The organism is Burkholderia sp. AU38729, assembly GCF_020419725.1.
GTDB lineage: Bacteria > Pseudomonadota > Gammaproteobacteria > Burkholderiales > Burkholderiaceae > Burkholderia.
In genome coordinates this window covers 719,443-745,345 of sequence record NZ_JAIZQO010000001.1, presented here as the reverse complement: position 1 = coordinate 745,345, position 25,903 = coordinate 719,443, and the positions used below count along the sequence as shown (strand labels likewise).

The following is a 25,903-nucleotide window of genomic DNA, read 5'->3' as shown; positions in this document are numbered from 1 at the left end:
CCGATCGCCGCCCAACAAAAAGGCCCGGGCGTCGCCCGGGCCTCGTCACTGCAGCCGTTGCCACCGGCCGCGCTTACGCTTCAAGCGCTTCGAGCACCTTGCCCTTCGTCTCGATCCCGACGAAGTGCACGGTCACCGCCGCGATCAGCGGCACGATGCCGATCAGGTAGAACGCCGGCGCGAGGTTGCCGCCGATGATCGCGTGCGGCACCACCATCGGCGCGACGAACGATGCGATCTTCAGCCATGCGCTACCGAGCCCGCAGCCCGACGCGCGGATGCTCGTCGGATACTGCTCCGGCGTATAGACGTACGCGGTAATGAACCCCGACGCCATCAACCCGAGCGACAGCGAGCAGAAGATCGACACGACATACACCGACGACGCGTGATAGAAACCCGCGAACGCCAGCGACAGCGCGCACAGCACGAACGACCACACGATCACCGGCTTGCGGCCGAGCTTGTCGACGAGCAGCGCCGACGCCAGCGACCCGAGCACGCCCATCACCGAGCCGATCACCGCGAGGTTCAGCGCGAGCTGCAACGGCGCGTGATAGAAGTTCTTGTAGATCGTCGGCAGCCACGTCGACAGCCCGTACTGGATGAACCCGCAGGTCGCCCACAACGTCGCCACCGCGAGCGTGCGCTTGCGATACGCGGCGCTGAACAGGTCGCTCATCTTGCGCTTCGGATGCTGGCGCACCATCTCGTCGAACGCCGCTGCCTGCGTGACCGGCGGCAGCTCGCCGCGCACCGACGCTTCGAACACGCCGACCGCCCGCCCGGCTTCCGGAAGCCGCCCACGCGATGCGAGCCAGCGCGGCGATTCCGGTACGAGACGCGTGAGCACCAACGACAGGATCAGCGGCAGCCCGCCGACGAAGTACATGATTTCCCAGCCGAAGCGCGGCACGAGCCACGCACCGAGCGCCATCGACACGAGCAGGCCGATCGGGAACACGATCTCGTACAGCAGCACGAAGCGGCCGCGGCCATGGGCGCGCGTGATCTCGTTGATGTACGTCGCCGCAACCGGCAACTCGCCGCCGAGACCCAGGCCCTGCAAAATCCGCAGCAGCACGAAGATCTCGAAGGTCGGCGCGAAACCGCACGCGATGCTCGTGATGCCGATCACGGCCGAGCTCCACGCGATCGCCTTCACGCGGCCGTGCTTCTCCGCCAGCGCGGGAAACAGGAAGGCGCCGATCAGCTGGCCGATCGCGCCGGACGCGATCAGCATGCCGATCTGCGTCGGCGACAGCCCCCATTTGTGAATCAGCAGCGGCAGCGTCGCCGCGATCGTGATCACGTCGAAGCCGTCGAAGAACGTCGCGGTGCCGATCAGCACGCGCGCGCGGATCTGCATCGCGTTGGCGGGAAGCCGCTCGAGCCGCGCGATGATCGCGCCGGGCGTGGAGGCGGCAGCTTCCATCGTGGCGCGACCGGCCACGACGTTGTCGAAAGTGCTCATGCGGGGAGTCTCCTGTGTCTCGTCGCCCGGTCAGGCCAGTGTCCTGCTCGTGTCTGCCAGCGCTTCCGTATCCACTGCCCGGCCCTGGTTCATCCACTTGCGCGCGAGCTTCAGCTCACGTGCGTTGTTGACGGCGATGACACCTCTCACATGTCCTTCGCCTACGAAAAACAGCGTCGCGCGTCGCGCGGCAAGCTCGCCGCGCACGACGAGCTGCGCATCGGCCGGCAGATCACCGAGGATCTGCAGGTTCACGTCGTACTGATCGGACCAGAACCACGGAATCTCCGCGTACGGGGCGCGCACGCCGAGCACGGCCTTCGCCGCCGCGATCGCCTGGTTCTGCGCGTTGGCCCACGACTCGAGCCGCACGCGCCGCTTCAGCCAGCCGTTGTGATGGTTCGCGACGTCGCCGCACGCGAAGATCGCCGGGTCGCTGGTCGCGCCGAATTCGTCGACGACGATGCCGTCGTCGATCGCCAGCCCCGCGTCGCTCGCGAGCGACGCGTTCAGCGCGAGGCCGATGCCGGCCACCGCGAAATCGGCGTCGATCGTCGTGCCGTCGGCGAGCGTTGCACGCACCTTCGACGCGTCGTCCGGCTGCGCGTCGAGCGACGCGAGCGCCGCGCCCAGGCGGACGTCGACACCGTTCGCGCGATGCAGGTCGAGCAGGAAATCCGACACGATCTGCGGCACCGAGCGGCCGCACAGCCGCGGCGCGCCTTCGACGACCACGGCTTCGACGCCGAGCTTGCGCGCGGTCGCCGCGACTTCGAGGCCGATCCAGCCGCCGCCGATCACGAGCACGCGCCGGCTCGCACGCAGCTTCTCGCCGAGCGCGGCCGCTTCGTCGAGCGTACGCAGGTAATGCAGGTTCGGGGTCCTCACGAGTGCGTCCGGCAAGCGGCGCGACGTGCCGCCGGTCGCGATCACGAGGCGGTCGTACTCGATCTCGCGGCCGCTTTCGGTTGTCACGACGCGGCGTGCGCGGTCGATCGATGCGGCGCGCTCCGGCTGCCATGCTTCCACGTTCAGCGCGTCGAATTCGTCCGGACGCACGACGCGCACGGTTTCGATGTCGGCGTCGCCGGCCAGCACGGCCTTCGACAGCGGCGGACGCTCGTACGGCAGATGCGGTTCATCCGCGATCATCACGAGGCGGCCCGCAAAGCCTTCCGCGCGCAGCGTCTTCAGCACCCAGCCCGCGGCCTGGCCGCCGCCGATCACGACGACCGTGCCGGGCGCGGCCTGCTCCGGTGTGTTCTCTTCGCTCAAGATTTGCGCTCCGTCATGAACTTGCCTTCCGGCGCCTTCGCGTTCTTCTGCCGCCGCGTGTTGCCGTCGAGGCCGCCATCGACCGCCCATTCGGCGAACACGGTCGGGCCCGGCTCGAACTCGCGCGGCTGCCACTCGGGCGTCAGCACGTCTTCATCCGCGTAGTACTCGATCAGCGCGCCGGCCGGGTTCTGGAAGTACCAGAAGTACGCGGACGACACCGGGTGGCGGCCCGGGCCGAGTTGCGTTTCCCAGCCGCAGCGGTCGATGTGCATGCCGCCGCCGAACACCTCGTGGATGTCACGCACGGTGAATGCGACGTGGTTCAGGCCACGTTTTCCGTTCGGCAGCGCGAGCAGGAACAGGTCGTGATGGCCGCCGTGCGGCGCGCAGCGCATGAACGCGCCGCGGCCCGGGTAACGGTCGGACGTCTCGAAGCCCAGCAGCTCGTGATAGAACTTTTCCTGCGCGTCGAGGCAGTTCGTGAAGAACACCACGTGCCCGACCTCGACCGGCTCCGCGCGCGCATAGATCGGGCTCGGCTGGTCGACGCGCAGCGTCTGGCCCCACACGTTCGACGGCGAGCCCGTGATGTCGAGTGCGCGCTTGCGCGTGACTTCGATGCGGATCGCCATCCCGTTCGGGTCGATGCAGCCGACCGCATCGTCCTGCGCGTAATAACCAGGCTGGCCGGCGAGCTTCGTGCGCAGCGCGTCGAGTTCCTGCCGCGTCGCGACGCCCCACGTGACTTCCCGCAGCGTCGGCCCCGCCTCGAACGCAGGCGGCAGCGACGGATCGTCAGCCTTCACGGCCAGCACGGTGCAGCCGTTCAGCGTCTCGAAGCGTGCGCGCGTGTCGTCGTGCGAGACTTCCTTCATCCCCCAGTCGGCGAAAAAGCGCCGGCAGGTCGCGAGGTCGTCGACGCCGTACGTGATCTGCTCGATTCCCAAAATGCTCATTGCGTCATTCCCCTTCGCTCAGTTCGCCCACGGCAGCGGCGCGTCGTTCAAGCCCCAGTAGAGGCTCTTCTGCTGCATGTACTCGCGGATGCCGAGACGCCCCTTCTCGCGCCCCATCCCGCTCTCCTTCCAGCCCGAGAACGGCGTGGAGATCGAAAACAACTTGTACGTGTTGATCCAGACGGTGCCCGTCTCCAGCGCGCGTGCGATGCGCCACGCACGCTTGTAGTCGCGCGTCCAGATGCCGGCCGCCAGGCCGAACACGCTGTCGTTCGCCTGCGCGATCAGCGACGCTTCGTCGTCGAACGGCATCGCGACGAGCACCGGGCCGAAGATTTCTTCCTGGCAGATGCGCGCGCTGTTCGGCAGCCCTTCGAGAATCGTCGGCTGATAGAAGAAGCCGTCCTCGCGCCCATCGCCCGCAGGCCGCTCGCCGCCGCACAGCAGGCGACCGCCTTCCTCGAGACCGATCGCCACGTAGCGCTCCACCGATTCGCGATGCTTCGCGGTGATCAGCGGCCCCATCTGCGTGTCGGGGCGCGTCGGATCGCCCACGCGCAGCTTGCGTGCGCCCGCGACCAGGCGCTTCATGAATTCGTCGTACACCGAACGTTGCACGAACAACCGCGAACCCGCGATGCACGCCTCGCCCGACGAGCTGAAGATGCCGTACAGCACGCCGTTGACCGCGTGGTCGAGATCGGCGTCGTCGCACACGATGGTCGGCGACTTGCCGCCGAGTTCGAGCGACACGGGCATCAGCTTCTCGGCCGCGATGCGCGCGATGCCGCGGCCCACTTCGGTGCCGCCGGTGAACGACACCTTCTTCACCAGCGGATGACGCACGAGCACGTCGCCGATCACCGAACCCTTGCCCGGCAGCACGCTCAGCACGCCCTTCGGCACGCCCGCTTCCTCGCAGATGCGCGCCAGCGCCAGCGACACGAGCGGCGTGACTTCCGCCGGCTTCAGCACCACCGCGTTGCCGCCCGCCAGCGCCGGCGCGAGCTTCTGCGCATCGGACGCGATCGGCGAATTCCACGGCGTGATCGCCGCGATCACGCCGATCGGTTCGTACACGCTCATCGTCAGGTAGTCGCCGCGCGACGGCGTCAGCTCCTCGTCGAGCGTTTCGAGGCACGCCGCGAAATAGCGGAACGTGTTCGCGGCGCTCGCCACCAGCACGCGCGTCTCGCCGATCGGCTTGCCGTTGTCGCGGCGCTGCAGGTTCGCGAGCGCCTCGTGGCGCTGCATGATCAGGTCGGCGATGCGGTACAGCACCTGCGCGCGCTGGTGCGGCTTCAGCCCGGCCCAGTCGGCGCGGCGCCATGCGGCGTCCGCCGCCACGACGGCTTCGGCCGCGTCGTCCGCATTCGCGGTCGACACTTCCATGTTCAGCGACTGGTCGGCCGGATAGATGCTCGCGTAAGGCGCGCCACGGCCGCGCCGCCATTCGCCGCCGATCAGGATGTTGCCGTCGGGTACGAGGCTCGTATCGAAAGGAGTCATGTCACAAGTCCCACAAATCTGTCTCTGCACGCCCGCCCTCGCCGTGGCGCGGGCAGGCATTCAATGGCCCGGTCAGATCACGCAGCGGGCCGCGCGGTTGCGCAGCGCGCGGATCGCGCTGTACGCCGTCAGCGCGGACGTCTTCGGGTTGTCGGGCAGCGGTTTGCCACTCATTTCCAGCGACATCTCGCCGAATGCGCCGCGCGCGGTGATGCGGTGCACGTTGCGCTCGACCGCCGGATCGGCGATCAGGCGCACGTGCGTCGCATCGAGGCCGAGGCCCGCGAGCGCGACGGTGGCCGCGACGTTCGCGTTCTTCGGATACAGGCGCGCGGCATCGCGCGCGCTGCCTTCGAAGATCACCTTTTCCGCGGTCATCGCGCGCAGGTCGCACAGCGCCTCGGCGGGCGTGCCGAGCCAGCCGAGCGGCGGCTTGCGGCCCACGTACAGCACTTCGTCGAGGCCGCCCTGCTTCGCGGACGCCAGCGCATCGATCCCGCCGATCGCGCCGGACAGCAGCGTGACCGTCGCGTCGCCTTCGTCGGCCGCCTGCGCGAGCACGTCGAGCAGCGCGAGATCGGACAGCGCGCCGATCGACGCGACCGCGCAATCGGTGCCGGCCTTCAGCAGCGGCACGACGTGATCGACGAGCGCGCTGTGGCCCGCGCATTCGAGCGCGAACTCGGGGCGGCGGGCCAGTGCGTCGACCGACGACACGACCTCCACCGCGCCGCCCAGCACGCCCTGCACCGCCGCGCGCTGGTGTTCCGGCACGATCACGTGGGCGACGCGCAGCGACGCATCGTGCTCGACCGCGTGGTACACGGCCGCGCCGATCGCACCGAAGCCGATCATCGCGACGTCGACGGGTGCGTGGGCCCGCTTTTGCCCGTTAAGCATATTGGCGCTCCGACGGCTCTTCCTTCTTCACCGGCGGGCCTGCGAAGTTCGACGCGAACGCGCCGACCGACAGCATGTCGACCTCGACCATCACGGGGCCTGCCTTCGCCATCCCTTCGCGCACGATCGCTTCCGCGTCGTCGAGCGACGTGATCCGGTAGTGCGTGAGGCCGAAGCTCGCGCAGAACTGCGCGAAGTCGGGCTGGTGCAGCTGCACGAAGCAGCGGCGGCCACCGTAGTGCGCGTCCTGGATGTTGCGGATCACGCCGTAGCACTGGTCGTTCATCAGCACGATCATCACGTTCGCGTTTTCCTGCACGGCCGTGACGAGCTCGCCGACGTTGACCATCAGCCCGCCGTCGCCGACGAGGCACACCGTCTTCGCCGCCGCATCCGCCAGCGCCGCGCCGATGCCCATCTGGATGCCCTGGCCGATGCCGCCGCCGAGCGCATGCACGCCGGAGCGCGGCTCGAAGATCTTCAGCAGGCGGTTGCCCCACGTGCTGTTCGAGATCGTCACGTCGCGCACCCAGTTGTAGTCGCGGCCGACCGCGCCCTGCAGCGTGTCGACGAGCTGCTTGTACGGCCCGAGGCCCTTCGACACGTCGGCCACCGCCTGCTCGCGGGCGGCCGCGAGATCGGCCGCGAACTGCGGATCGACCGCCAGGCGGCCTTCGAGCTGGTCGGCCAGCTCGGCCAGCACACGCTTCGAATCGCCATGCACGAACAGCTCGTTGCGATAGCCGCGGTTGTCGGCAAGCGCGTCGGCATCGACGCGGAACAGCGGCTGCGGCAGCGCGAGCTTGTACTTCAGCGTTTCGTTGCCGCGCAGGCGCGAGCCGACGACGACGAGCGCATCGCAGGTCTTGTAGAACGCTTCGACGGACGCGTGCACGTTGAACGCGCCGAGCGTCGCCGGGTGATCCTCGGGCAGCACGCCGCGGCCCTGCACGCTCGTCACGACGCCGAAGCCGAGCTTCACGAGGCGTTCGACTTCCTCGCGTGCGTGGCGCGCGCCGCCGCCGAGCCACAGCAGCGGGCGGCGCTTGGCCGCGAGGGCATCGGCGAGCTTCGCGACGCGGGCGGTGTCGTGCTCGCGCACCGCGACGTGTGCCGGCGCGAGGTCTTCCGGCCATTCGATTTCAGCGGCCTGGATGTCGATCGGAATCTCGACCGACACGGGGCCCGTCGGCGCGGTCTGCGCGATGCGCACGGCTTCGCGGATCGTCGGCAGCACGGTTTCGACGGTACGCACGCGGAATGCGGCCTTCGAGATCGAATGCAGCATCGACAACTGGTCCGGCGCTTCGTGGATGTACGCGAGATCCTGGTCGAGGTACGGCGTCTCGATCTGCCCCGTGACGTGCAGCAGCGCGGTGCCGGCCGTCAGCGCCTCGACCATCGCGCCGGCCGCGTTGCCCGCCGCCGTGCCCGTGCTCGTGAACGCGACGCCGAGGCCGCCCGACACGCGGGCCAGGCCGTCGGCCATGTTCAACGCGCCGGCTTCGCCGCGTGCACCGACATACCGGATGTTGCCGCGCGAATTGATCGCGTCGAGGATCGGCATGTTGTGGATCGAGATGACACCGAATGCGGTCTTCACGCCGCACTGCTCGAGAAAGGCGGCAATCAGCTCGCCAACCGTGGTTTTTTTAGACATGGCGTGCAAAGCCTCCAGAAACGTCGATATGGCTGCCCGTCGTGTAGGACGACAGATGCGTTGCGAGATAAAAGAGTGCCCAGGCGGCCTCGTCAGGCTTGCCGAAGCGGTTCAGCGGAATGTTCTTCGTGCGGGCGATCGCGCCCGTCCAGTCCTCCCAGCTCTCTCCGGACTGCGCCTGCGTTTCGTAACGGCGGCGCCACTGGCCCGACTCGACGATGCCGATCAGGATCGAGTTCACGCGGATGCGCTGCGGCGCGAGTTCGGTCGCGAGCGACTTCACGAGGCTCAGCACGCCCGCGCGCGCCGACGACGTCGCGACCATGTGCGGCTCCGGCTGCAGCGCGAGCAGCGAGTTCACGCAAGTGATCGTCGGCGCCTGCGCGTCGCGCAGCAGCGGCAGGAACGCGCGCGTCGGGCGGATGATGCTGAAATACTTCAGTTCGAGTTCTTCGCGCCATGCGTCGTCGGTCGTGTCGGCGAAGGTCGACACGCGGCCCTGGCCGGCGTTGTTGACCAGCATGTCGGCACGGCCGAAGCGCGCCGATACGGCTTGCGCAAACGCGGCCACATCGGCTTCGTCGAGCACGTTGCAGCGCGCGGCGAGCAGTTGCGCGCCCGGATATTTTTCGACGAGCATCGCTTCGGCGCATGCGAGGCGCTCGCTGTCGCGGCCGCAAATCGCGACCGACGCGCCCGCCTGCAGGAACCGTTCGGCGGTCGCGAGGCCGATGCCGGACGAACCGCCCGTCACCACCGCCACCTGCCCGGTCAGATCGATCTGAATCATCGGAGTCCTAATGCCTTGAGAAACGTGTGCTCGTCGTCCGAGCGGTAATTGAGCCGCCGCGACAGTTCCGCCGCCGCGCGCTGCACCTTGTCGATCAGGCCGTCCGCGATCAACGCCGCGTCGATTTCCGGCCTCGGCACCGTCACGGTGATGCACGCGACGATTTTCTGCGTCTCGTTGCGCACCGGCGCCGTCACGACCGAGATGCCGCGCTCGAACGACGAATTGCTGACGCCGTAGCCGCGCAGCGCATCCTCGCGGATCACTTCGTACAGCGCGTCGACCGTTTCCGGCGTCGCGTTCGTCATCCGGTTCAACGCGCCTTCCGGGTACAGCGCATGCAGCTCCTTCAGCGACAGGTCGCCCATCAGCACGTGGCCGTGCGTCGTCGCATGCGCGGGCAAGCGCGTGCCGACGTTCACGCGGATCGAGCTGAACACCGGCGCCTGGCTCTGCGCCTTCGCGACGAACACCACGTCGCGGCCATCGCGGATCACGATGTGCGTCGTGAAGCCGGTCGCATCGCGCAGGCTTTCGATCACGGGCAGGCCGAGATCGGTCAGCTCCAGCGAGCTCAGGTATTCGAAGCCGAGCCGCAGCACGGCGATGCCGAGCTTGTAGTTGCGATCCTTGTCCGCACGCTCGAGGAAGCCGAGCGATTCGAGCGTCTGCAGCAGACGGAACACCGTCGTGCGCGGAATGCCGAGCCGTTTCGACAATTCGGGCGCGCCGAGCACGGGCTCGCGCGGCGAGAATTCGGCGAGAATCCGCAGCCCGCGTTCGAGGCCGGGGACCACGTAACTGGCTTCGGCCTTGCCGTTTTCGGTATCGGGTTGTTGCAGCGGTTCGTTCATGCCAGTCCCCGCTGTTGGTCGCACTGACGGCAGAACGTGTCGATCAGTGCGGAATAGACGGCCGGTGCTTCCACGTAGCCGGCATGGCCTGCTTGCGGAATCACCTGCAGCCCGACGTGCGCGGCCGCGGCGATCCGCTCGCATGCAGCGGGCGGCGTGATCGCGTCGTTCGCGCCCACCGCCACGGCCGTGCGGCCGCGAAAGCCGGCGAGATCGGTGGCGAGATCGGCGTTCGCAAGCAGATGCGTGGCCTGCGCGTAGCCGGCCGGCACGATGCGCGCCATGTTCCAGCGCACCCACGCACGCGCATCCTCGTTCGCGAAACCGGACAGCATATTGCCGCTGCGCTGCTCGGCGAGCCCGGCCGGGCCGAGTTCGGCGAGCAGCGCGAGCCGCGCGTCGCGGCGCGATTCGCGTGTTTCAGCCGGTGCGCTGCCGTAGCCGCCCGCGGGCGACACCAGCAGCAGGCCGGCGATCCGCGCGGGCATCACTCGGACGAGACCGCCCGCGATGATCGCGCCGAGCGAATGACCGACCAGCACGCAGCGTTCGATGCCGAGTGCCTCGAGCCACGCGTTCAGCGATGCCGCGTAATCGGCGGCTGCCGGCGACGCGCCGTGCACCGGCGTCGACACGCCGTAACCGGGCGCATCCCACGCGAGCACGCGCCGAGATGCGCCGAGCGTGTCGAGCTGGCGGACCCACGATGCGGCGCCCGAGCCGATGCCGTGCAGCAGCACGACGGGCAGCGCACGGCCCGCATGCTGCGCGCCGGCCTCGCGATAACCGATCGTGCCCGCCGCGCCGACCGCGCAACGCTGCTCGGGAAACTGCCCGAGCAGCGTGGCGAACGCCGCGGTGCGGTCGCGTTCACGTTTGTCGATGACACTCATTGCTTCACCTGCTCCGTCTCAACGCTTGATCTTCGCGAGCGGCGAATCGGGCGGATAGGTCGGCGTGACCGGCTTCGGCGAACCGAGCATCACGCACATCAGCGCATCTTCCTCGCCGATGTTGATTTCCGTGCGATACACGCCCGGCGGCACCGAGATCAGATCGCGCTCGCCGAGGATCGCTTCCCACGTCTCGCCGTCACGCTCGCAGATCACCTTCATCTTGCCGCGCAGCACGAAGAAGATTTCCTCGACGTCCATGTGGATGTGGCTCGGGCCGATGTTGCCGGCCGGGATGACCATCGTCGAGAACGTGAAGCCGCCGGCCGGCACCGTGTTGACGTCCTTCGCGACGCCCGTGCCGCCCGTGCCGACGTAGCGCATCTGCGCACGGCGGTACTTCGGGTCGTAGTCGGCCTGGAACTTCAGTGCGTCCCAGTCGTAGCGACGGGTTGCGTAGCGCGCCACGCGCCCTTCCATCCAGTCGTTGAAGCTTGCGCCTTCCGGCTGGTCCCACGACTTGCGTTCGAGATCGGCGTCCGCCATCGTCCTCTCCTTCATCAGAGTGAAAACTTCAATTCAATCAATTCATCACGAAGCCGCCGTTCACCGGCAGCAGTTGACCCGTCACGAAGCGCGCGCCGTCCGACAGCAGGAACAGCACGGGGCCCGTCACGTCGTCGGCCACCTGCGCACGCGTCAGCGCGCGGCCCTGCAGGTAGAACGCGTGGCGCTCGGCGGGCACGTAGGCGGTCGCCTCGACCTCGGTCAGCCCCGGCGCGATCGCATTGACCGTCACGCCGTGCGTGCCGAACTCGCGTGCCTGCGCATGGGTCATCGCGATCACCGCGCCCTTGCTCGCGACGTACGCGAGCAGCTTCGGCGCGCCCCACAGCGCGGTGTCCGACGCGAGGTTCACGATCGCACCGCGGCCCGACTGCGCGAGATACGGCAGCGCCGCATTGCTGACGAGCCACACGCCGCGCACGTTCACGTTCATCACGGCGTCCCACGTCGACACGTCGAGCTCGGTCGACAGCTTGCCGCCCGAGTTCGTGATCGCCGCGTTGTTGATCAGCGCGTCGATGCCGCCGAGCGCCGCCGCGCCCTGCGCGACGAACGCGGTGACGCTCGCCGGATCGGCGAGATCGAGCGCGAAGCAATGCACGACATGGCCGGCTTCGGCGAGTTGCGCGGCCAGCGCGCGGCCTTCGTCGAGCAGCACGTCACCGAACGCGACCTGCGCGCCCGCTTCGACGAGCGCCTTCACGAACGCCGCGCCGAGCCCGCGCGCGCCGCCCGTCACGAGCACGCGGCGCCCCGCGAGCGACACGACCGGAGCGCGCTCAGCCATTTGCCGGCTCCGAGGCGGCCTGCGCCTGCGCCGCGCGATGCGCGTCGAGCGTCGCAAGATGCTCCTGCGCACGCGTGCGCAGCATCCGGCGCACACGCGTCATGCCGACGTCGTGCTGGTACAGGTATTCGTGATCGCGCGCGTTCGGCGCGAGGCTTTCGAGGACGTAGCGGTCCTGCTCGAGCACGTCCCAGTGCAGGCCCTCGAGGCGGTTGCGGTACATGAAGCGCCACACGTCGCGCTGCCAGCCGCTGACCTTGCGGGTGCGCCAGAAGTAGACCTGGCAGTTGTCGCCGTCGACCGGCGTCGCGAAGCCGATGATCCCGAAGTTGCCGCCCGGGCCGAATTTCTGCTTGTACGGGATCGCGAGGCGCATCCACAGGCAGCCCGTTTCGCCGAGCTCGACCCAGTCGAAGTTCACGTCGCGCTGGCCGATCTTCTCGAACATCAGGCCCGTTTCCGTCTTGCGCACGCGCATGTCGGCCTGCTTGTCGCCTTCGGCCATCGAGTGCGAGGTGGCATGCAGGTACGCGCCGTGCATCGGGTCCATCACGTTGTCGATCGCGTACTGGTAATTGCACTTCCAGTTCGACACGCACAGGAAGTGGCCGTACGCGTCGTCGACCAGTTCCTCGGGCAGGTTCAGCGGCGCCGGCTCGCCGTGCGCTTCGTCACCGAACCACAGGAAGATCGCGCCTGCCTTCTCTTCGACCGGATACGACTTCACGCACTTCGTGCCTTCGAGCGGACAGTTCGATACGGCCGGCACGCGGTTGACCGTGCCGCCGCCGTCGACTTCGATGCCGTGATACCAGCAGGCGATGTTGCCGCCGAGGTTCCAGCCGAGCGACAGGCGTGCGCCGCGGTGCGGGCAGCGATCCTCGAGCGCGTGGACCTTGCCGTCGTGATCGCGCCACAGCACGATCTGCTCGGACAGGCGCGTGAGGCCGACCGGTGCATTCGACACCTGCCAGCTCGGCGCGACGGGGTACCAGTAGTTCTTGATGCCGCGGTCGAGATAGGCACGGACCGGGTCGTGTTGTGCTGCGTGTTGTTCGGGGGACGTCATCAGTGTGCTCCGGATGCGGTTGTCGTCGGATCGGCGGTCGGCGCTTACGCGGTCATTCCGCGAGCGAGGCCATTTCGGCGCGGAAGCGCTCAGGTGTCCAGACCGTGCCGTCCGGCGCGCGGAAGCCGATGCGGTTCAGGCCCGCGACGACCTCGTCCAGCTCGATCGCGCCGGCTTCGAACACGCGTTCGAGCGCATCGCCGAGGTCGTTTTCATACTGGGTCGGGGCGGCCTTGCGGTTCTGCCAGACCTGGTTCTCGACCTGGCCGGGGATCTCGATCTGCCCCTTGCCCGCGACGTTGTTCGGCTGCGGCGCCACCCACGGCTTCAGGAAGGGGTTGAAATTCACGGTCGCTTCTTTCATGTCACTCCACCTTGATCTGGATTTCCTCGCCGGCGAGCCGCACCGCGTACTGCTTCAGTGCGCGTCCGCCCGGACCCTTCAGGCATTCGCCCGTCTTGATGTCGAACACGGCCTCGTGCAGCGGGCATTCGACCGTGCCTTCGTCGACGAACCCCTGCGTCAGCAGCGCGTACGCATGCGGGCACACGTTCTCGAGCGCATACACGTCGTCGCCGACGCGGTAGATCCCGATTTCGACGCCGTCGGTCCGCTTGAACTCGATCGGCGTGTCTTCCGACAGCGCGCCGGCGTGCCCGGCGCAAACCCATTGTTCAGACATCTCACACCCTTCCTTCTGATCGACTCTCGGTTTGTTCCGATTTGTTCCATACCCGGAACATCAGTTTATGGATGGTGATTATAGGAGCGACTTTCCACGAGTAAAACAAAAAGCTGCTCGCCCTAGGGAAAACACTGACCGCCGGGTCGGCAATCGCGTGTATCCACCCCATCAAATGAAATTTTTTGTTATGCGACGGGGCTTTAACGGGTTTACGCGAGTTTTGTGCAGCGACGCCGGGTGCCGGCCGGAAACCCATCCGTCCCGAAAAAATTATTTTTGATACGGTGCGAGACGCCCCTATACTCCATTCCATCAGAGGCACATTGTTCCTTATATGGAACATACGAATGCCCACCCGATGGCGAAAACGCGCGACGGCCGGCCGTTCCCGCGCATGCCGCCACGGCACGTATTCATCAGGTTGGAGATTCAGGAGATCAAATGGTCAAGCATGCGGTAGCAGCAGCAGTGATCGGAGTGGGCGCCGTGTCGGGCGCGTGGGCGCAGAGCAGCGTGACGCTGTACGGCAGCATGGATGCGGGTGTCGCGTACGTGAACAACGTCGGCGGCCATGCGAAGTGGGCGATGATCCAGGGCAATACGCAGCCCGATCGGTGGGGCCTGAAAGGCAAGGAAGACCTCGGCGACGGCCTGTCGGCGATCTTCCAGCTCGAAAACGGCTTCTATACGAACAACGGCCAGTTCGCGACCGCGAACACGATCTGGAACCGCGCGGCCTTCGTCGGCCTCGGCTCGGAACGCTACGGCACGCTGACGCTCGGCCGCCAGACGCCGCTGTCGTTCGATTATCTCGATCCGCTCAGCACGGCCTACCTCGCGATGAGCTGGTACGCGTTCCACCCCGGCAACATCGACGGGCTCGCCGCGACCGGCAACGTGCCGTACAACAACTCGGTCAAGTACCGCTCACCGACCTTCACGGGCTTCTCGGCCGCGGCGACGATGGCGCTCGGCAACACGACGAACTTCTCGACCGGCAAGTCGGTCGGCGTCGCGCTGAACTATGCGAACGGGCCGTTCAAGGCGTCGGCCGTGTACTCGAACGAGCACGACCGCGCGATCCTGATCAGCACGACCGGCATCACGTCGTTCCAGGGGCAGAACACCGCGAACGGCTACACCGCGAGCAAGGTCGAGAACATCGGGGCGGGCGCGTCCTACCAGTTCGGCGACTTCCTCGTGCACGGCCTGTACACGCGCACGAAGATGCAGTCGAACGGCTTTTCGGACACGTTCCAGAGCTACGACGCGGGGATGAACTACCGCAGCAGCGCGTTCAACACGATCGCGGGCGGCGCGGCGACCACGACGCTGGCCGGCCGCCGCTGGACGCAGGTCGAGCTCGGCGACATCTATGCGCTGTCGAAGCGCACGCAGCTTTATGCGAACGTGTTGTACGAGCACGGTTCTGGCGGTGCGAAGGCCGCGTTCTTCACGGCGGGTGTATCGAGCACGGCAAACCAGGTGATCGTGCTCACCGGGATCCACCACTCGTTCTGAACGATGTCGGGCGTGCGTCGCCTGAAACGACAAAAGCGGCCCGCGGGCCGCTTTTGTCGTTCGCACATGGCATTTGCACGACCGCCGGCCGCGCATCGGCGCACTCAGAACATCGCGACCTTGTGGCGCGCGTGCGCGAAGGTCGGATCGCTTTCGAGCGGACGATAGTTCAGCCGCTGTGACAGGTCGACCGCCGCGCCGCACACGGCTTCGACGAGCCGCTCCTTCTCGCGCGCCTCGCCGATTTCCGAGCGCGGCACGGTCGCGGTGATCGCCGCGACGATCGAGCCCGAATGATCGCGTACGGGTGCGGTCACGGCCGAAATGCCGCTCTCGAACGCCGCCTCGCTCACCGCGTAGCCGAGCCGCGCGTAATGGCGCACGCGTTCGTACAGTTCGTCGACCGTGCCCGGCGTGCGCTCGGTGAACTGCTCGAGCCGCTTTTCCGGATACAGCTGGCGCAGTGCGTCGCGCGTCAGGTCGCCCATCAGCACGTGGCCGTGCACGGTCGCATGCGCGGGCAGGCGCGTGCCGACGTGCACTTTCACCGAACCGAACATCGACGTGTTGCTCTGCGCCTTCGCGACGAACACGACGTCACGCTGGTCGCGGATCAGCAGATGCGTCGACAGGCTGGTCGCGTCGCGCAGCCGTTCGAGCACGGGCGTGCCGAGATCGGTCAGTTCGAGCGAATTCAGGTATTCGAAGCCGAGCCGCAGCACGCCGACGCCGAGCCGGAAATAGCGGTCGCCGTTCACGCGCTCGAGGAAACCGAGCGCTTCGAGCGTCTGCAGCAGGCGGAACGTGGTCGTGCGCGGAATGCCGATGCGCTTCGACAGCTCGGGCGCGCCGAGCACCGGCTCGCGCGCGGAGAATTCGGCGAGGATCCGCAGCCCGCGTTCGAGCCCCGGCACCAGATAGGACGACGCGCCGCCGGACGATTCGTCGTCGCCGGGCGCCGCGGTTTCAGGTGCGTCGCTCATCGTTGTCTTGACCATGTGGACATGGACGGTAGGAAATCAGTCACGTAACAGGTCACGGATCGTCGTGGATATTCAGTCATGCTACCTCAGCGCGCACGGGGTTCACACCCGCGCGCATCGCCGCACCGCAGCATGCGGATCGCGACGCCGTGGCGAGTCAATCACGGTCGAGAGGATAGCAGCGATGGACCGCGCCACGCCATGCCGGAGTGGCCGGCAGCGCGGGAAGGCAGCCGCGTGAGTGGCGAGCGGCCGACGCGTGGCGGCCGGTGTGGCAGGCAAGACCGGACGGCCTACAGGCGCGACAGGTGAACCCGGATGTTTGCTCGATCGTATGTGAAGCCGCCGGCCGCATCCGGCTCGAGCACACGCGCCAGGTCGACCGCATACATCCATCCGCTGCCCAGGCGGCCGCCGTTGATCGCCCGGATGCGGCTGCCGCCGACGGCGATCGCCGCATGAAAGACCGTGCCGCCGCGCGAGAAGCCGACTGCGGTTCCCGCCGGAATGCTCGCACGCCCGTCCCATTCACCGCCGGTCTCGAAGTTGAAACGGGTTCGCCAGTGCTGGCCGATCGTGTCGAGCAGCGCGCCGGGCGCGATCATCGCATCGCTGCGCAGCAGGTACCGGACATAAGCCGCGGCGTCGTAGCAGACGCCGCCGGAAACATACTCGTTGATGTCGGCCATGCCGAACATCAGCGCCTGGGCGTGCTTCTGCCGTTCGGCGAAACCGGACTGGGCGACATGCCCGCCTAGCTGGGAGAGTTGCATGGGTGGCTCCTGGTGAAGAAGCAGGACGTCATCGTCCCGCCAACGCAATAACGTCATATGTTATTACGATATCGAACCACGTCCGGGCACGCGCTCGGACGTCACGGCATGCGCGCCGCCGAAGCCGGCGCGGCGGCGGCCGCCGCATCGGGATTCGGCGCGAGCCGCAGGCGCACGCGCAGCGGCTGCAGCATGTCGGGCGGCGGCGCTCGCCGACGATCGCACCCGAGATCCGACAGCGCGCGCACGTCCTGCGCGATCGCTCGCATCACGGCGCCCAGCGCCACGGCGACGATCGCCAGCGCGATCAGCGTGAATCCCCGTTCCGGCGCCCGCGCCGTGCGCGAGCCGCCGCGCGCATGGCGGTTGTAGTCGGTTCTGTCGTCGCACATGGCCTGCACTCTTGTCGATGGGTCGGCGTCCGGCGTCCGGTATTAGAATCACGGCGCGAAGAGCCGCATCGCCGGCGCGACGGATGCCTTGCAGGGACGTTAAGCGCGACGTATGGCACACACGTGTCGAATGGTACGGACCATTTGGCACGGCGAGCCCAGGCGGACGAGCGCGCAAGTGCGCCGCACGCGCCATCGCGCGAAGCGCGACAGGCGACGGAAAACTGGAAACGATCGGGAAGAACCACCCGGCGGCGGGCGGCATGCGATGAAGACGATCCTCGGGCGGCGGGATCGACGCGACGGCGTCAGGCTGTCACGGCGGCGTCATACGCGGCGCGGGCAAGCTGGCCGGCGGCGTAGGCCTCGGCTTCGCCGCGAAAGCCGTCCCGGCTGAACGCAACGACTTTCACGCCAACGCCGGTCGCCCGCTTCACCGTCAGCGCCCATTGCCATCCGCCGTCTTGTTCGAAGACGTGCAGCGAGGGTTCGAAGGAAGGGTCGAATACGGTCACGCGTTTTGCTCCTGCCCCCTTGCGCACCGCATCGGCAACGCTTGGGGCATGTCGAAAGGATCGCGCCGGGTGCGACGCGCTTTTGCCATTCGACAGTCTAGTCAAGGATTGTTGCGACGCACCATCAGAGGTTTCACTCATCTATCGGAACCGGGCGGTCGATCAAATTTCCTGAAACCCCATATGGCACGGGCCTCAGCGGCGTTTCAGCGCGCATGGCTCAGCAGTCGTGCGGCAACGTGCCGCACACGCGACCGCTTGCCTGCATCGATCGCCCATGAATTGCAAAACGGGGCGCGAATTGCCCGGCGATCCAGGCACGTCGGCGATGGGCGGGGTTACCGGCCCGTACCTACCGGCATCACGCGCCGAAACGTCAGGTTCACGCGCTCGCCCTGCACGCCCGGCGCCTTCGGCACGCGATGCTGCCATTCGGCCTGTGTGCGGCCTCGCATCACGAGCAGGCTGCCATGTCCGAGGCGATACGCATGCGTGACACCGATCTTGCGATGGCGAAGGTCGAACACGCGCATCGCCCCGAGGCTCACCGATGCGATCACCGGCGCATCGCCCAGCTCGGGCTCGTTGTCCGCATGCCAGCCGAGGCTGTCCTGCCCGTTGCGGTAGCGGTTGAGCAGCACGCTGTTGAAGTGCGCGCCGCACGTCGCCTCGACCGCGCGCTTCAGGTCGAGCACGGCCGGCGTCCATGGCGCCGGCACGTTGCGGATCCCCGAATACACGTAGACGGCATCCGGTTCGCCCTGCCATGCGGTCAGCCGCGGCAACGGAATGCGCCCGCGCGGCGTGCGGATCGTGTCCTGCTGCCACGCGACTTCCCCGATCAACGCGACCAGCGCGCGATCGGCATCGGACGGCGCCAGCCAGTCCGGGTACCAGTCCACGTCGGGTGCGGGCGTATCAGCGAAGAAATCGGGTGTCGACATGTCGGGAGAAACGGGCGATGAACGGAGCGAACGGGGCATGCCTGCATACTAGCCAACGGCGTCGCGCACAGCCATGCGCTGTCATTCGCGGATGCAAGGTGGCCGCGCTCGCACTCGGCGTCGACGCAGGCCCGATGTCCGGCTTCGACGGCGCGAAGATCGATGCCGCGTTCTTCGCGGGCACGGCGATCAAACGCAACTTCCTCGCGAATCTGGCCTACGGCGATCCGGGCGGCCCGTTCCCGCGCAGCCCGTGCTTCGATTTCGACGATATTGCCGGCATCGAGTGACGGCCGCGGGCCAGGGCCGGCGCCCGTAGATGTCGGGCTTGCGCCGGCCTGTTTCCAAACGGGGAAACGTGCCCTACCCGCCGCGCGTCAGCCGGATCAGCGTGATCTCGGACGGCACGCCGAAACGGTTCGGCGGCCCCCAGTATCCGGTGCCGCGGCTCGTGTAGAGCCACAGATTGCCGATGCGGCTCAGCCCGCCGATCACCGGCTGCTGCAGCCGCACGAACGGCGGCCATGGCAGAAACTGGCCGCCGTGCGTATGCCCCGACAACTGCAAGGTAAAGCCGGCGCGGTTCGCTGCTTCCGCGCTGCGCGGCTGATGCGCGAGCAGGATCTTCGTACCGACGTCATGCGGTGCACCCGCCAGCGCCTGCACGGGATCGCTGCGATGAGCGGGATCGAACCCGCCCGCCGTGAAATCGGTGACGCCCGCGAGCACCGCGTGCGCACCGTCATGTTCGATGAGCACATGCTCGTTGAGCAGCACCGTCAGCCCGATGCGCCGGAACTCGTCGATCCACGCATGCGCGCCCGCGTAATACTCGTGGTTGCCCGTCACCAGGAAGCTGCCGTGCCGCGACTGCATGCGGCCGAGCGGCGCCGTGTGGTCGCGCAGGCGCTTGACCGAGCCGTCGACCACGTCGCCCGTCACGACGACGAGGTCGGCATCGAGCGCGTTGACCGCGCGCACGATCCGTTCGACGTAGGGCCGCTTGATCGTCGGCCCGACGTGGATGTCGGACAGCTGCACGATCGTCAGGCCGTCGAGCCCGGCCGGCAACCCCGCGACCGGGATCGACACACGCTTGACCGCCGCCGTGCGGCGTGCACCGACGAACCCGATCACGGTGACGAACACCGCACCGGCCAGCACGCCGATCGCCGTGTCAGTCGCCGCGCCGGGCCACGCACCGTCGTGCCCGAGATGCCGCCATCCGGACACGCCGAGCAGCACGAATTCGCGAAGGAACGTCAGCAGGAGCAGCGACGAGAAGAAGCCCATCACGAGCGAGCCGGCCCAGCCGGCCAGCGTCGCGGCCCAACCTTCGTCGAAGCGGCGCGAGAACATGCCGACCGGGATCAGCACGACGAAGCTTGCCAGCACGAGCGCCGCGATCGTGCGCGCGACCGGCGACGTGAATGCATCGGGAATGATCCGAATCCCGACGTACAGATGGAACAGCATGCCGATTGCAATGAACCGGACAAAGAAACTTCGCATGGAACACTCACCTTCGTTGCGATACCGATACCGCTTCCGCGTTGCGTGTCGCACGAGGCCGTGAGGCTCCGTGCCGCGCGTCGCGCCATACGTACGATGGTACACAGATCGCGGCTGTGACGACCGGTCGCCGGCCGGGCTTCGACGCCGCGCGGCGCACCGGTCGACCGCGACTTCATCGGCCCGCCCGACGCGAGCGACGTTGACGCTTTCCCGAAGCCCGTCGTTACCGACATGCAGCGCACGCTGCACTTGCCCATCCCGGTCAGCCACTTCGAGAACGACGGCCGGATGATCGATGCGAACTTCCGCGTCTTGCCCGAAGGCACTGCGCGTTGCCGCTCTCGCGGGCGAGCACACGAGCAAACGAGCAGACAGCTCAGGCCGAACGCCCGCCGCAAATCCGTGGCGTCGATCACGACACGCTGCCGCGCTTCACACGCAATCCGGTCGACCCACTCGTCAACATTGCCCTCCATCCGCCGGATCGACCCTATTCCCCTGCGTTCGAACGGCAATCGGCCTTTTCCGTCCCGATTCCGCGCTGTCGACACGACAAATCGGCCGCCCTTCGTTCGTCTGACGATTCTTTACAGTCCGTTAGCAACCCTACGCGAGCGTGCGCTGGCAGAATCGCGACGGTCCGGTTTCGGTCGCCGAAACGCGATGCCGGACGTGTCGACGCGTCCCGTGACCGGCTCGCTCCCCCGCACGATGTACAGGGCGGGTAGCTGGCGGTCCGCATCGCGCTGATTTATTATCGGCCCCATATCCCGGAATCGTCGTCGCGGCGACGATTCGCATTGCGCCGCGCCCGGCATCCACCCCCAACGTCGAGCTCGTCACACCATGAGAAAAACAACGCCGCGCGCGCCCTTGCGCGTCGCCGCCGTCCTGGCGCCAGCCCTGCCGCTCGCGGGCTGCGCATCGCGCGGTGCACCGTCGTACGTCCTGTTCGGCGCGTATTTCCCGCTTTGGCTCGTCAGCGCGATCGTCGGCGTCATCGGCGCGATCGTCGCGCACCGCATATTCGTCGCGACCGGCTGGGCCGCGACGGTGCCCTACCAGCTGGCCGTCTGCACCGCGATCGGGCTCGTGGTCGCGGTGATCGTGTGGCTCACCGGCACGGGGCCGTTCGCATGAAGGCCGCCGGTATCGCCCGCCCCTCCGTCAAAGGCCGCGTGATCGCCCTGGCGATCGTCGCGCTCGGCATCGCGGCACTCGTGTATGCGTACCACCGCACGACGGCGTACCCGTCCACCGACGATGCGTCGATCGACGCGGACGTCGTACACGTCGCGTCGCCGGTCGGCGGCCGCATCGTGCAGCTCGCGGTACATGAAAACCAGCGCGTCGCGAAAGGCGACCTGCTGTACGTCATCGATCCCGTGCCGTACCGGCTGACGGTTGCGCAGGCGCAGGCCGACCTCGAACTCGCGCGCGCATCGCTCGACACGCGCCGCCGTTCGCTGATCGGCGAGCGCTCGAACGCGGCCGTGGCCGCCGAGCAGGTCAAGCGCGCGACCCAGAACAACGACCTTGCCACGCGCGACGTGAACCGGCTCGCGCCGCTCGCCGCGCAGGGCTACGTCAGCGCGCAGCAGTTCGACCAGGCGAAGGTCCGCCAGCGCGACGCGGCCGTGTCGCTCACGCAGGCACAGGAACAGCAGCGCGCGTCCTCACAGACGATCGGCGACGAAGCCGACGCGATCGCGACGCTGCATGCGCGCGAGGCCGCGCTCGCCCGCGCGCAGCATGCGCTCGAAGACACCGTCGTGCGTGCGCCGCACGATGGTCTCGTCACGGGCCTGAGCGTGCTCGCCGGCGAAACCCTTGCGCCGAACCAGTCGATCTTCACGCTGATCGACGCGAGCGAATGGTTCGCCGTCGGCAACTTCCGCGAGACGTCGCTGAGCCGCATCGAGGTCGGCGACTGCGCGACCGTCTATTCGATGATCGACCGCAGCCGCCCGCTGACCGGCAAGGTCGTCGGCGTCGGCGCAGGCATTGCCGACAGCGCCCGCATCAACCTGCCGCGCACGCTGCCGATCGTGCAGAACTCGGTGAACTGGGTGCACGTCGCGCAGCGCTTCCCGGTGCGCGTGAAGCTCGACGAACCCGACGGCAAGCTCGTGCGTGTCGGCGCCAGCGCCATCGTCGAGGTCCGGCATGGCACTGCCTGCCGCTGAGGTTCGTGCGCCGGGCCCGCGCGAAGTCCTGCGACTGCTCGCGCCGTTTCCGGGGCGCACGTCGATTGCCGTGCGGGTCGCGCTGATCTGCGCGCTGACCGCGCTCGTGACGGCCGCCTACGGCACGCCCGAAGCCGCGCTGTCCGCGTACGTCGTGTTCTTCATGATCCGGGCCGACCGCGTGACGAGCGTCGTGCTCGCGACCGCGCTGCTGGTGATCGTCACGATCGTGATCGGGCTCGTGCTCGGCATCGCGATCTTCAGCATCGACTATTCGATCCTGCGGGTCGCGTGCATGGCCGTGCTGTCGGTCGGCCTCCTCTATCTGACGTCGGCCAGCAAGCTGCGCCCGGTTGGCGCGATCCTCGCGATGATCGTCGGCTTCGGGCTCGACCAGCTCGGCCTCGCGCCGTTCGGCGAAGCTGCCACGCGCGCGCTGCTGTACATCTGGCTGACGATCGCGATTCCGGTCGGGGTCGCGATCGTCGTCAACCTGCTGATCGCGCCGTCGCCGCGCAAGCTCGCGCACGCGCAACTCGCGAAGCGCTTGCGGCTCGCCGCGCAGCGGCTGCGCGGTGACGATGCCGCGCGCGACGCATTCAATGCCAGCCTGCACGAAGGCGACAAGCAGCTGCTCACGTGGCTCAAGCTGTCGAAACTCGAGGGCTCGTCGTCCGCCGCCGACTTCGCGGCGTTGCGGCAGGCCGTGGCTTCCAGCACCGCGCTGCTCGTCGGCGTCGCGCTGGCCGATCGCGAACCGGATGCACGGCTGCCCGACGCATTTGCCATCCCGATTGCCGCGACGCTCGACGAGATGGCCGACATCCTCGACCAGGGTGGCTACCCGGTCGACGTGACGCTCGCGCTACCGCCGACCGACACGCTGCCGCCGCTCGCGCGGGTTGCTGCGACGGATCTCCAGGCGGCGATCACGCATTTCGCGGAACCGGCTGCGACGACCGACGTCGCTTCGTCGGCTTCGTCGGCTTCGTCGGCTTCGTCGGCTTCGTCGGCTTCGTCGGCTTCGTCGGCTTCGGCAACTGCCCCCGATGCCCCCGAATCCGCTCCGCCCCCCACCCCGCGCGGCGGCTTCTTCCTGCCCGACGCGCGCACCAATCCCGACCATATCCGCTACGCGCTGAAGACGACGGCCGCGGCGATCTTCTGCTACCTGCTGTATTCACAGCTCGACTGGTCGGGCATCCATACCTGCGTCGTCACCTGCTACATCGTGTCGCTCGGCTCGACGGCCGAGACGGTCGAGAAGCTCACGCTGCGGATCTTCGGCTGCATCGTCGGCGCGCTGCTCGGCACGGCGGCACTCGTCTTCGTCGTGCCGTCGCTATCGTCGGTCGGCCACCTGATGGCGCTGGTGTTCGCCGGCGGGTGGCTCGCCGCGTGGGTCGCGTTCGGCTCGCCGCGCATCGCCTATGCCGGCTTCCAGATCGCGTTCGCGTTTTTCCTGTGCGTGATCCAGGGCGCCGGCCCCGGCTTCGACCTGACGATCGCGCGCGATCGCACGATCGGCATCCTGCTCGGCAACGTCGTCGTGTATCTCGTGTTCACGCGCATCTGGCCCGTCAGCATCGGCAAGCAGATCGACGCCGGGCTCGCCGCGCTGATCGACCAGTGGCGGCGCCTCGTGCAGGTCGCACAGCCGGCCGAGCGGCGCGCGCTCGCGGCTGAGGCGTTCGCCCGCCACGGCGCGATCACGCAGGCGCTCGGGCTCGTCCACTACGAACCGTCGTGGGTACGGCCGGCCGCGTCGTGGCTCGCCAGCCGACGCCGTGCGCTCGCGGAACTCGGCGCGCTCGAAGGGCCGCTGTTCCTGCTCGCCGAACGCAAGCCCGGCGACGCGGCGATCGGCGCGCAGCTCGCCCGCGTGACCGAACCGCGCGACGACGCCGCCGCGCCCCATCGAGAACCCTTCGCGCCGCCGGCCACCCCGCCGCGCGCAGCCCCCACCGACCCCGCACGCGACGCGCTGCTGAACCTGATCGACACGCGGCTCGCGCACATCGCCGATGCCGCCCGTCAAGCCACACCGAAGGAGCCTGTTCCCCATGCGCCTACCTGAACCGCCGGCCGCCTCGATCGCCGCCGCCGCCCTCGCGACCGCCGTCGCGCTGGCCGGCTGCGCGACGTCGTCGATCGATCTGGCGCCGGAGGCGTCCGACCGCCCATGGCAGCCGCAAACGTCGGCCGCAGGCGACATCGTGCCGGGCCCGCCGCGCGCGTCCGCGCAAGGTTCGCACGACTACACGCTGCCCGCGTCGCCGGCGCTCGCGTCCGTTTCGCCGCCGGCCGCGCTCGATGCCGCGCACGCGTACACGCTGCCCGAGCTGATCGATCTCGCCGAATCGGCGAACCCGTTGACCCGTATCGCATGGAACGACGCGCGCAACGCCGCGCTCGCGGTCGGGCTGGCCAAGACCGCCTACCTGCCGAAGCTGTCCGCGACTGCCATGGGCGGATACCAGGCAAACCACGGGTCGACGTCGTCGTTCCTCGGCGACTCGTCGAGCAACTCCACCGTGCACGGCACCATCTCGGCGCTGTCGCTGCAATGGCTGCTGTTCGATTTCGGCGGCCGCGCGGCGCGCGTCGAAGCGGCCGAACAGGCGTCGATCGCGTCGAACGTCGCGTTTACGGCCGTTCACCAGCAGGTGATCCACGACGTGACCGTCGCGTACTACCGCTACGAAGCCGCACGCTCGCGCGCGCTCAGCGCCCAGCAGGGCCTCGCGAACGCGGACGCGATCCTCGCGGCGTCCCGCGCGCGGCTCAAGCACGGCGTCGGCACGGTCGTCGAACTCGCACAGGCGACGCAGAACCGCGCACAGGCCAACCTCGCGCTCGTGCAGGCGAACGGCACGGAGAGCGACGGCTACCTCGCCCTCGTCTCCGCGCTCGGCATCTCGCCGCTGTCGAAGCCGACTGTCGCCACGCTGCCGAAGCGGCCGCTGCCGCCCTCGCTCGGCTCGTCGGTCGACGCGATCGTGTCGGATGCGATCGCGCGCCGCCCCGACCTGCAGGGCGCGTTCGCGCTCGAAAAGGCCAATCGCGCGAAGATCAAGGCCGCGGAAGCCGCGTTCATGCCGAAGATTTTCCTGTCCGCGTCGACGTCGTACGCGAGCGGCGGCACGTCCATCTCCGCGCTGCCCGCGATCGGCGACCAGGCGCCGACCGTCAATCTGAACGGCAGCCGCTACGGCGGCGGCGTGTTCCTCGGCGTGACGATTCCGCTGTACGACGGCGGCCTGCGCTCGGCGGTACTGATGCAGGCGCGCAACGACGCGGAAAGCGCCTCCGCGCGCCTCACGCGGACCAAGGAGGAAGCGGTCCGCCAGGTGGTCGCCGCGCAGAACGCGGTACAGACGAGCCTGGCGTCGCACGACGCCGCGCAGGCGCTCGTCGATGCCGCGCAGACGAGTTACGACGCGGCGCTGACCGCGTACCGGAACGGCGTCGGTTCGGTCACCGATGCGACGATCGCGCAAAGCCAGTTGCTCGCCGCCCGCAACGCGGAGGTCGACAGCTATGCCGGTGCACTGTCGGCCGCTGCCGCGCTCGCACTTGCGACGGGAACGATCGGCTCGGCGCAGTAGCGCAGCCGCCGCGAGGCGGTTGACGCATGCGCTCGCCGCCTAC

Annotated in this window: 25 protein-coding genes and 1 pseudogene; 6 read left to right on the top strand and 20 right to left on the bottom strand. The window is 68.1% G+C overall.

The genetic code is table 11. The features are described 5' to 3' along the window. Positions 1-73: 73 nt before the first annotated feature. The 14 genes from LGM56_RS03300 to LGM56_RS03235 form a co-directional block, all read right to left on the bottom strand. Complete coding sequence (locus tag LGM56_RS03300; protein WP_089475139.1) at positions 74-1,474, bottom strand: MFS transporter; 1,401 nt, start codon at positions 1,472-1,474, stop codon at positions 74-76. A 30-nt stretch (positions 1,475-1,504) separates the two neighbouring features. Continuing rightward, entirely contained in the window at positions 1,505-2,749 is a 1,245-nt protein-coding gene (locus LGM56_RS03295; RefSeq protein WP_226202796.1) for an NAD(P)/FAD-dependent oxidoreductase, read from the bottom strand. Beyond that, on the bottom strand, positions 2,746-3,708 hold the full coding sequence (locus LGM56_RS03290; protein WP_089458496.1) for a VOC family protein: 963 nt from the start codon (positions 3,706-3,708) through the stop codon (positions 2,746-2,748). The genes LGM56_RS03295 and LGM56_RS03290 overlap by 4 nt, the downstream gene beginning before the upstream one ends. An 18-nt stretch (positions 3,709-3,726) precedes the next feature. Then, positions 3,727-5,217 carry an aldehyde dehydrogenase gene (locus LGM56_RS03285; RefSeq protein WP_226202794.1) on the bottom strand — a complete coding sequence of 497 codons (1,491 nt, stop codon included), beginning with the start codon at positions 5,215-5,217 and terminating at the stop codon, positions 3,727-3,729. Between the two features lie 72 nt (positions 5,218-5,289). Continuing rightward, entirely contained in the window at positions 5,290-6,117 is an 828-nt protein-coding gene (locus LGM56_RS03280; protein WP_089496643.1) for an aspartate dehydrogenase, read from the bottom strand. Next, positions 6,110-7,777: a thiamine pyrophosphate-binding protein gene (locus tag LGM56_RS03275; protein ID WP_089496642.1), complete on the bottom strand. Its 1,668-nt coding sequence runs from the start codon at positions 7,775-7,777 to the stop codon at positions 6,110-6,112. The genes LGM56_RS03280 and LGM56_RS03275 overlap by 8 nt, the downstream gene beginning before the upstream one ends. Then, on the bottom strand, positions 7,770-8,567 hold the full coding sequence (locus LGM56_RS03270; protein WP_226202792.1) for an SDR family oxidoreductase: 798 nt from the start codon (positions 8,565-8,567) through the stop codon (positions 7,770-7,772). Before LGM56_RS03270 ends, LGM56_RS03275 begins: the two co-directional genes overlap by 8 nt. Then, positions 8,564-9,421: an IclR family transcriptional regulator gene (locus LGM56_RS03265; protein ID WP_089496640.1), complete on the bottom strand. Its 858-nt coding sequence runs from the start codon at positions 9,419-9,421 to the stop codon at positions 8,564-8,566. The genes LGM56_RS03270 and LGM56_RS03265 overlap by 4 nt, the downstream gene beginning before the upstream one ends. Further along, positions 9,418-10,314 carry an alpha/beta fold hydrolase gene (locus LGM56_RS03260; protein ID WP_226202790.1) on the bottom strand — a complete coding sequence of 299 codons (897 nt, stop codon included), beginning with the start codon at positions 10,312-10,314 and terminating at the stop codon, positions 9,418-9,420. Before LGM56_RS03260 ends, LGM56_RS03265 begins: the two co-directional genes overlap by 4 nt. Positions 10,315-10,332: 18 nt before the next feature. Then, a complete protein-coding gene (locus LGM56_RS03255; RefSeq protein ID WP_039344094.1) occupies positions 10,333-10,860 on the bottom strand; it encodes a cupin domain-containing protein in 528 nt (175 codons plus the stop codon). Between the two features lie 37 nt (positions 10,861-10,897). After that, positions 10,898-11,668: an SDR family oxidoreductase gene (locus LGM56_RS03250; RefSeq protein ID WP_226202788.1), complete on the bottom strand. Its 771-nt coding sequence runs from the start codon at positions 11,666-11,668 to the stop codon at positions 10,898-10,900. After that, positions 11,661-12,737, bottom strand: a complete 1,077-nt coding sequence (locus LGM56_RS03245) for an aromatic ring-hydroxylating oxygenase subunit alpha (protein ID WP_226202786.1) — start codon at positions 12,735-12,737, stop codon at positions 11,661-11,663. Before LGM56_RS03245 ends, LGM56_RS03250 begins: the two co-directional genes overlap by 8 nt. A gap of 52 nt (positions 12,738-12,789) precedes the next feature. Continuing rightward, a complete protein-coding gene (locus LGM56_RS03240) occupies positions 12,790-13,101 on the bottom strand; it encodes a recombinase-like helix-turn-helix domain-containing protein (protein WP_089427169.1) in 312 nt (103 codons plus the stop codon). A 1-nt stretch (position 13,102) separates the two neighbouring features. Next, complete coding sequence (locus LGM56_RS03235; RefSeq protein ID WP_011354710.1) at positions 13,103-13,420, bottom strand: non-heme iron oxygenase ferredoxin subunit; 318 nt, start codon at positions 13,418-13,420, stop codon at positions 13,103-13,105. A gap of 444 nt (positions 13,421-13,864) precedes the next feature. Between LGM56_RS03235 and LGM56_RS03230 the strand changes: the two genes are divergently transcribed. After that, complete coding sequence (locus LGM56_RS03230; protein WP_226202784.1) at positions 13,865-14,944, top strand: porin; 1,080 nt, start codon at positions 13,865-13,867, stop codon at positions 14,942-14,944. 104 nt (positions 14,945-15,048) lie between these two features. On the opposite strand, the gene LGM56_RS03225 is transcribed toward LGM56_RS03230, so the two are convergent. The 5 genes from LGM56_RS03225 to LGM56_RS03205 form a co-directional block, all read right to left on the bottom strand. Next, complete coding sequence (locus LGM56_RS03225; RefSeq protein ID WP_226202782.1) at positions 15,049-15,942, bottom strand: IclR family transcriptional regulator; 894 nt, start codon at positions 15,940-15,942, stop codon at positions 15,049-15,051. 278 nt (positions 15,943-16,220) lie between these two features. Beyond that, a complete protein-coding gene (tecA, locus tag LGM56_RS03220; RefSeq protein WP_226202780.1) occupies positions 16,221-16,757 on the bottom strand; it encodes a type 6 secretion system effector deamidase TecA in 537 nt (178 codons plus the stop codon). Between the two features lie 44 nt (positions 16,758-16,801). Beyond that, positions 16,802-17,092 (bottom strand): hypothetical protein, encoded by a 291-nt coding sequence (locus LGM56_RS03215; RefSeq protein ID WP_226202778.1) that lies wholly within the window; start codon positions 17,090-17,092, stop codon positions 16,802-16,804. 308 nt (positions 17,093-17,400) lie between these two features. Further along, entirely contained in the window at positions 17,401-17,607 is a 207-nt protein-coding gene (locus LGM56_RS03210; protein ID WP_089429068.1) for a hypothetical protein, read from the bottom strand. 338 nt (positions 17,608-17,945) lie between these two features. After that, positions 17,946-18,551, bottom strand: a complete 606-nt coding sequence (locus LGM56_RS03205; protein ID WP_226202776.1) for an alpha-ketoglutarate-dependent dioxygenase AlkB family protein — start codon at positions 18,549-18,551, stop codon at positions 17,946-17,948. Between the two features lie 98 nt (positions 18,552-18,649). Between LGM56_RS03205 and LGM56_RS03200 the strand changes: the two are divergent. Further along, positions 18,650-18,841 (top strand): annotated as a pseudogene (locus LGM56_RS03200) (nitroreductase family protein); the annotation flags it as partial. Between the two features lie 73 nt (positions 18,842-18,914). Here LGM56_RS03200 and LGM56_RS03195 read toward each other — a convergent pair. Further along, positions 18,915-20,063 (bottom strand): metallophosphoesterase, encoded by a 1,149-nt coding sequence (locus LGM56_RS03195; protein WP_089496634.1) that lies wholly within the window; start codon positions 20,061-20,063, stop codon positions 18,915-18,917. An 849-nt stretch (positions 20,064-20,912) separates the two neighbouring features. Here LGM56_RS03195 and LGM56_RS03190 point away from each other — a divergent pair. The 4 genes from LGM56_RS03190 to LGM56_RS03175 are packed head-to-tail and all read left to right on the top strand — an operon-like array spanning position 20,913 to position 25,860. After that, a complete protein-coding gene (locus LGM56_RS03190) occupies positions 20,913-21,206 on the top strand; it encodes a hypothetical protein (protein ID WP_089496633.1) in 294 nt (97 codons plus the stop codon). Further along, positions 21,203-22,252 (top strand): multidrug transporter subunit MdtN, encoded by a 1,050-nt coding sequence (gene mdtN, locus LGM56_RS03185; RefSeq protein WP_089496632.1) that lies wholly within the window; start codon positions 21,203-21,205, stop codon positions 22,250-22,252. The genes LGM56_RS03190 and mdtN overlap by 4 nt, the downstream gene beginning before the upstream one ends. Next, positions 22,233-24,329: an FUSC family protein gene (locus LGM56_RS03180; protein ID WP_226202774.1), complete on the top strand. Its 2,097-nt coding sequence runs from the start codon at positions 22,233-22,235 to the stop codon at positions 24,327-24,329. The genes mdtN and LGM56_RS03180 overlap by 20 nt, the downstream gene beginning before the upstream one ends. Continuing rightward, on the top strand, positions 24,316-25,860 hold the full coding sequence (locus tag LGM56_RS03175; RefSeq protein ID WP_089496630.1) for a TolC family protein: 1,545 nt from the start codon (positions 24,316-24,318) through the stop codon (positions 25,858-25,860). The genes LGM56_RS03180 and LGM56_RS03175 overlap by 14 nt, the downstream gene beginning before the upstream one ends. Positions 25,861-25,903: the final 43 nt, after the last annotated feature.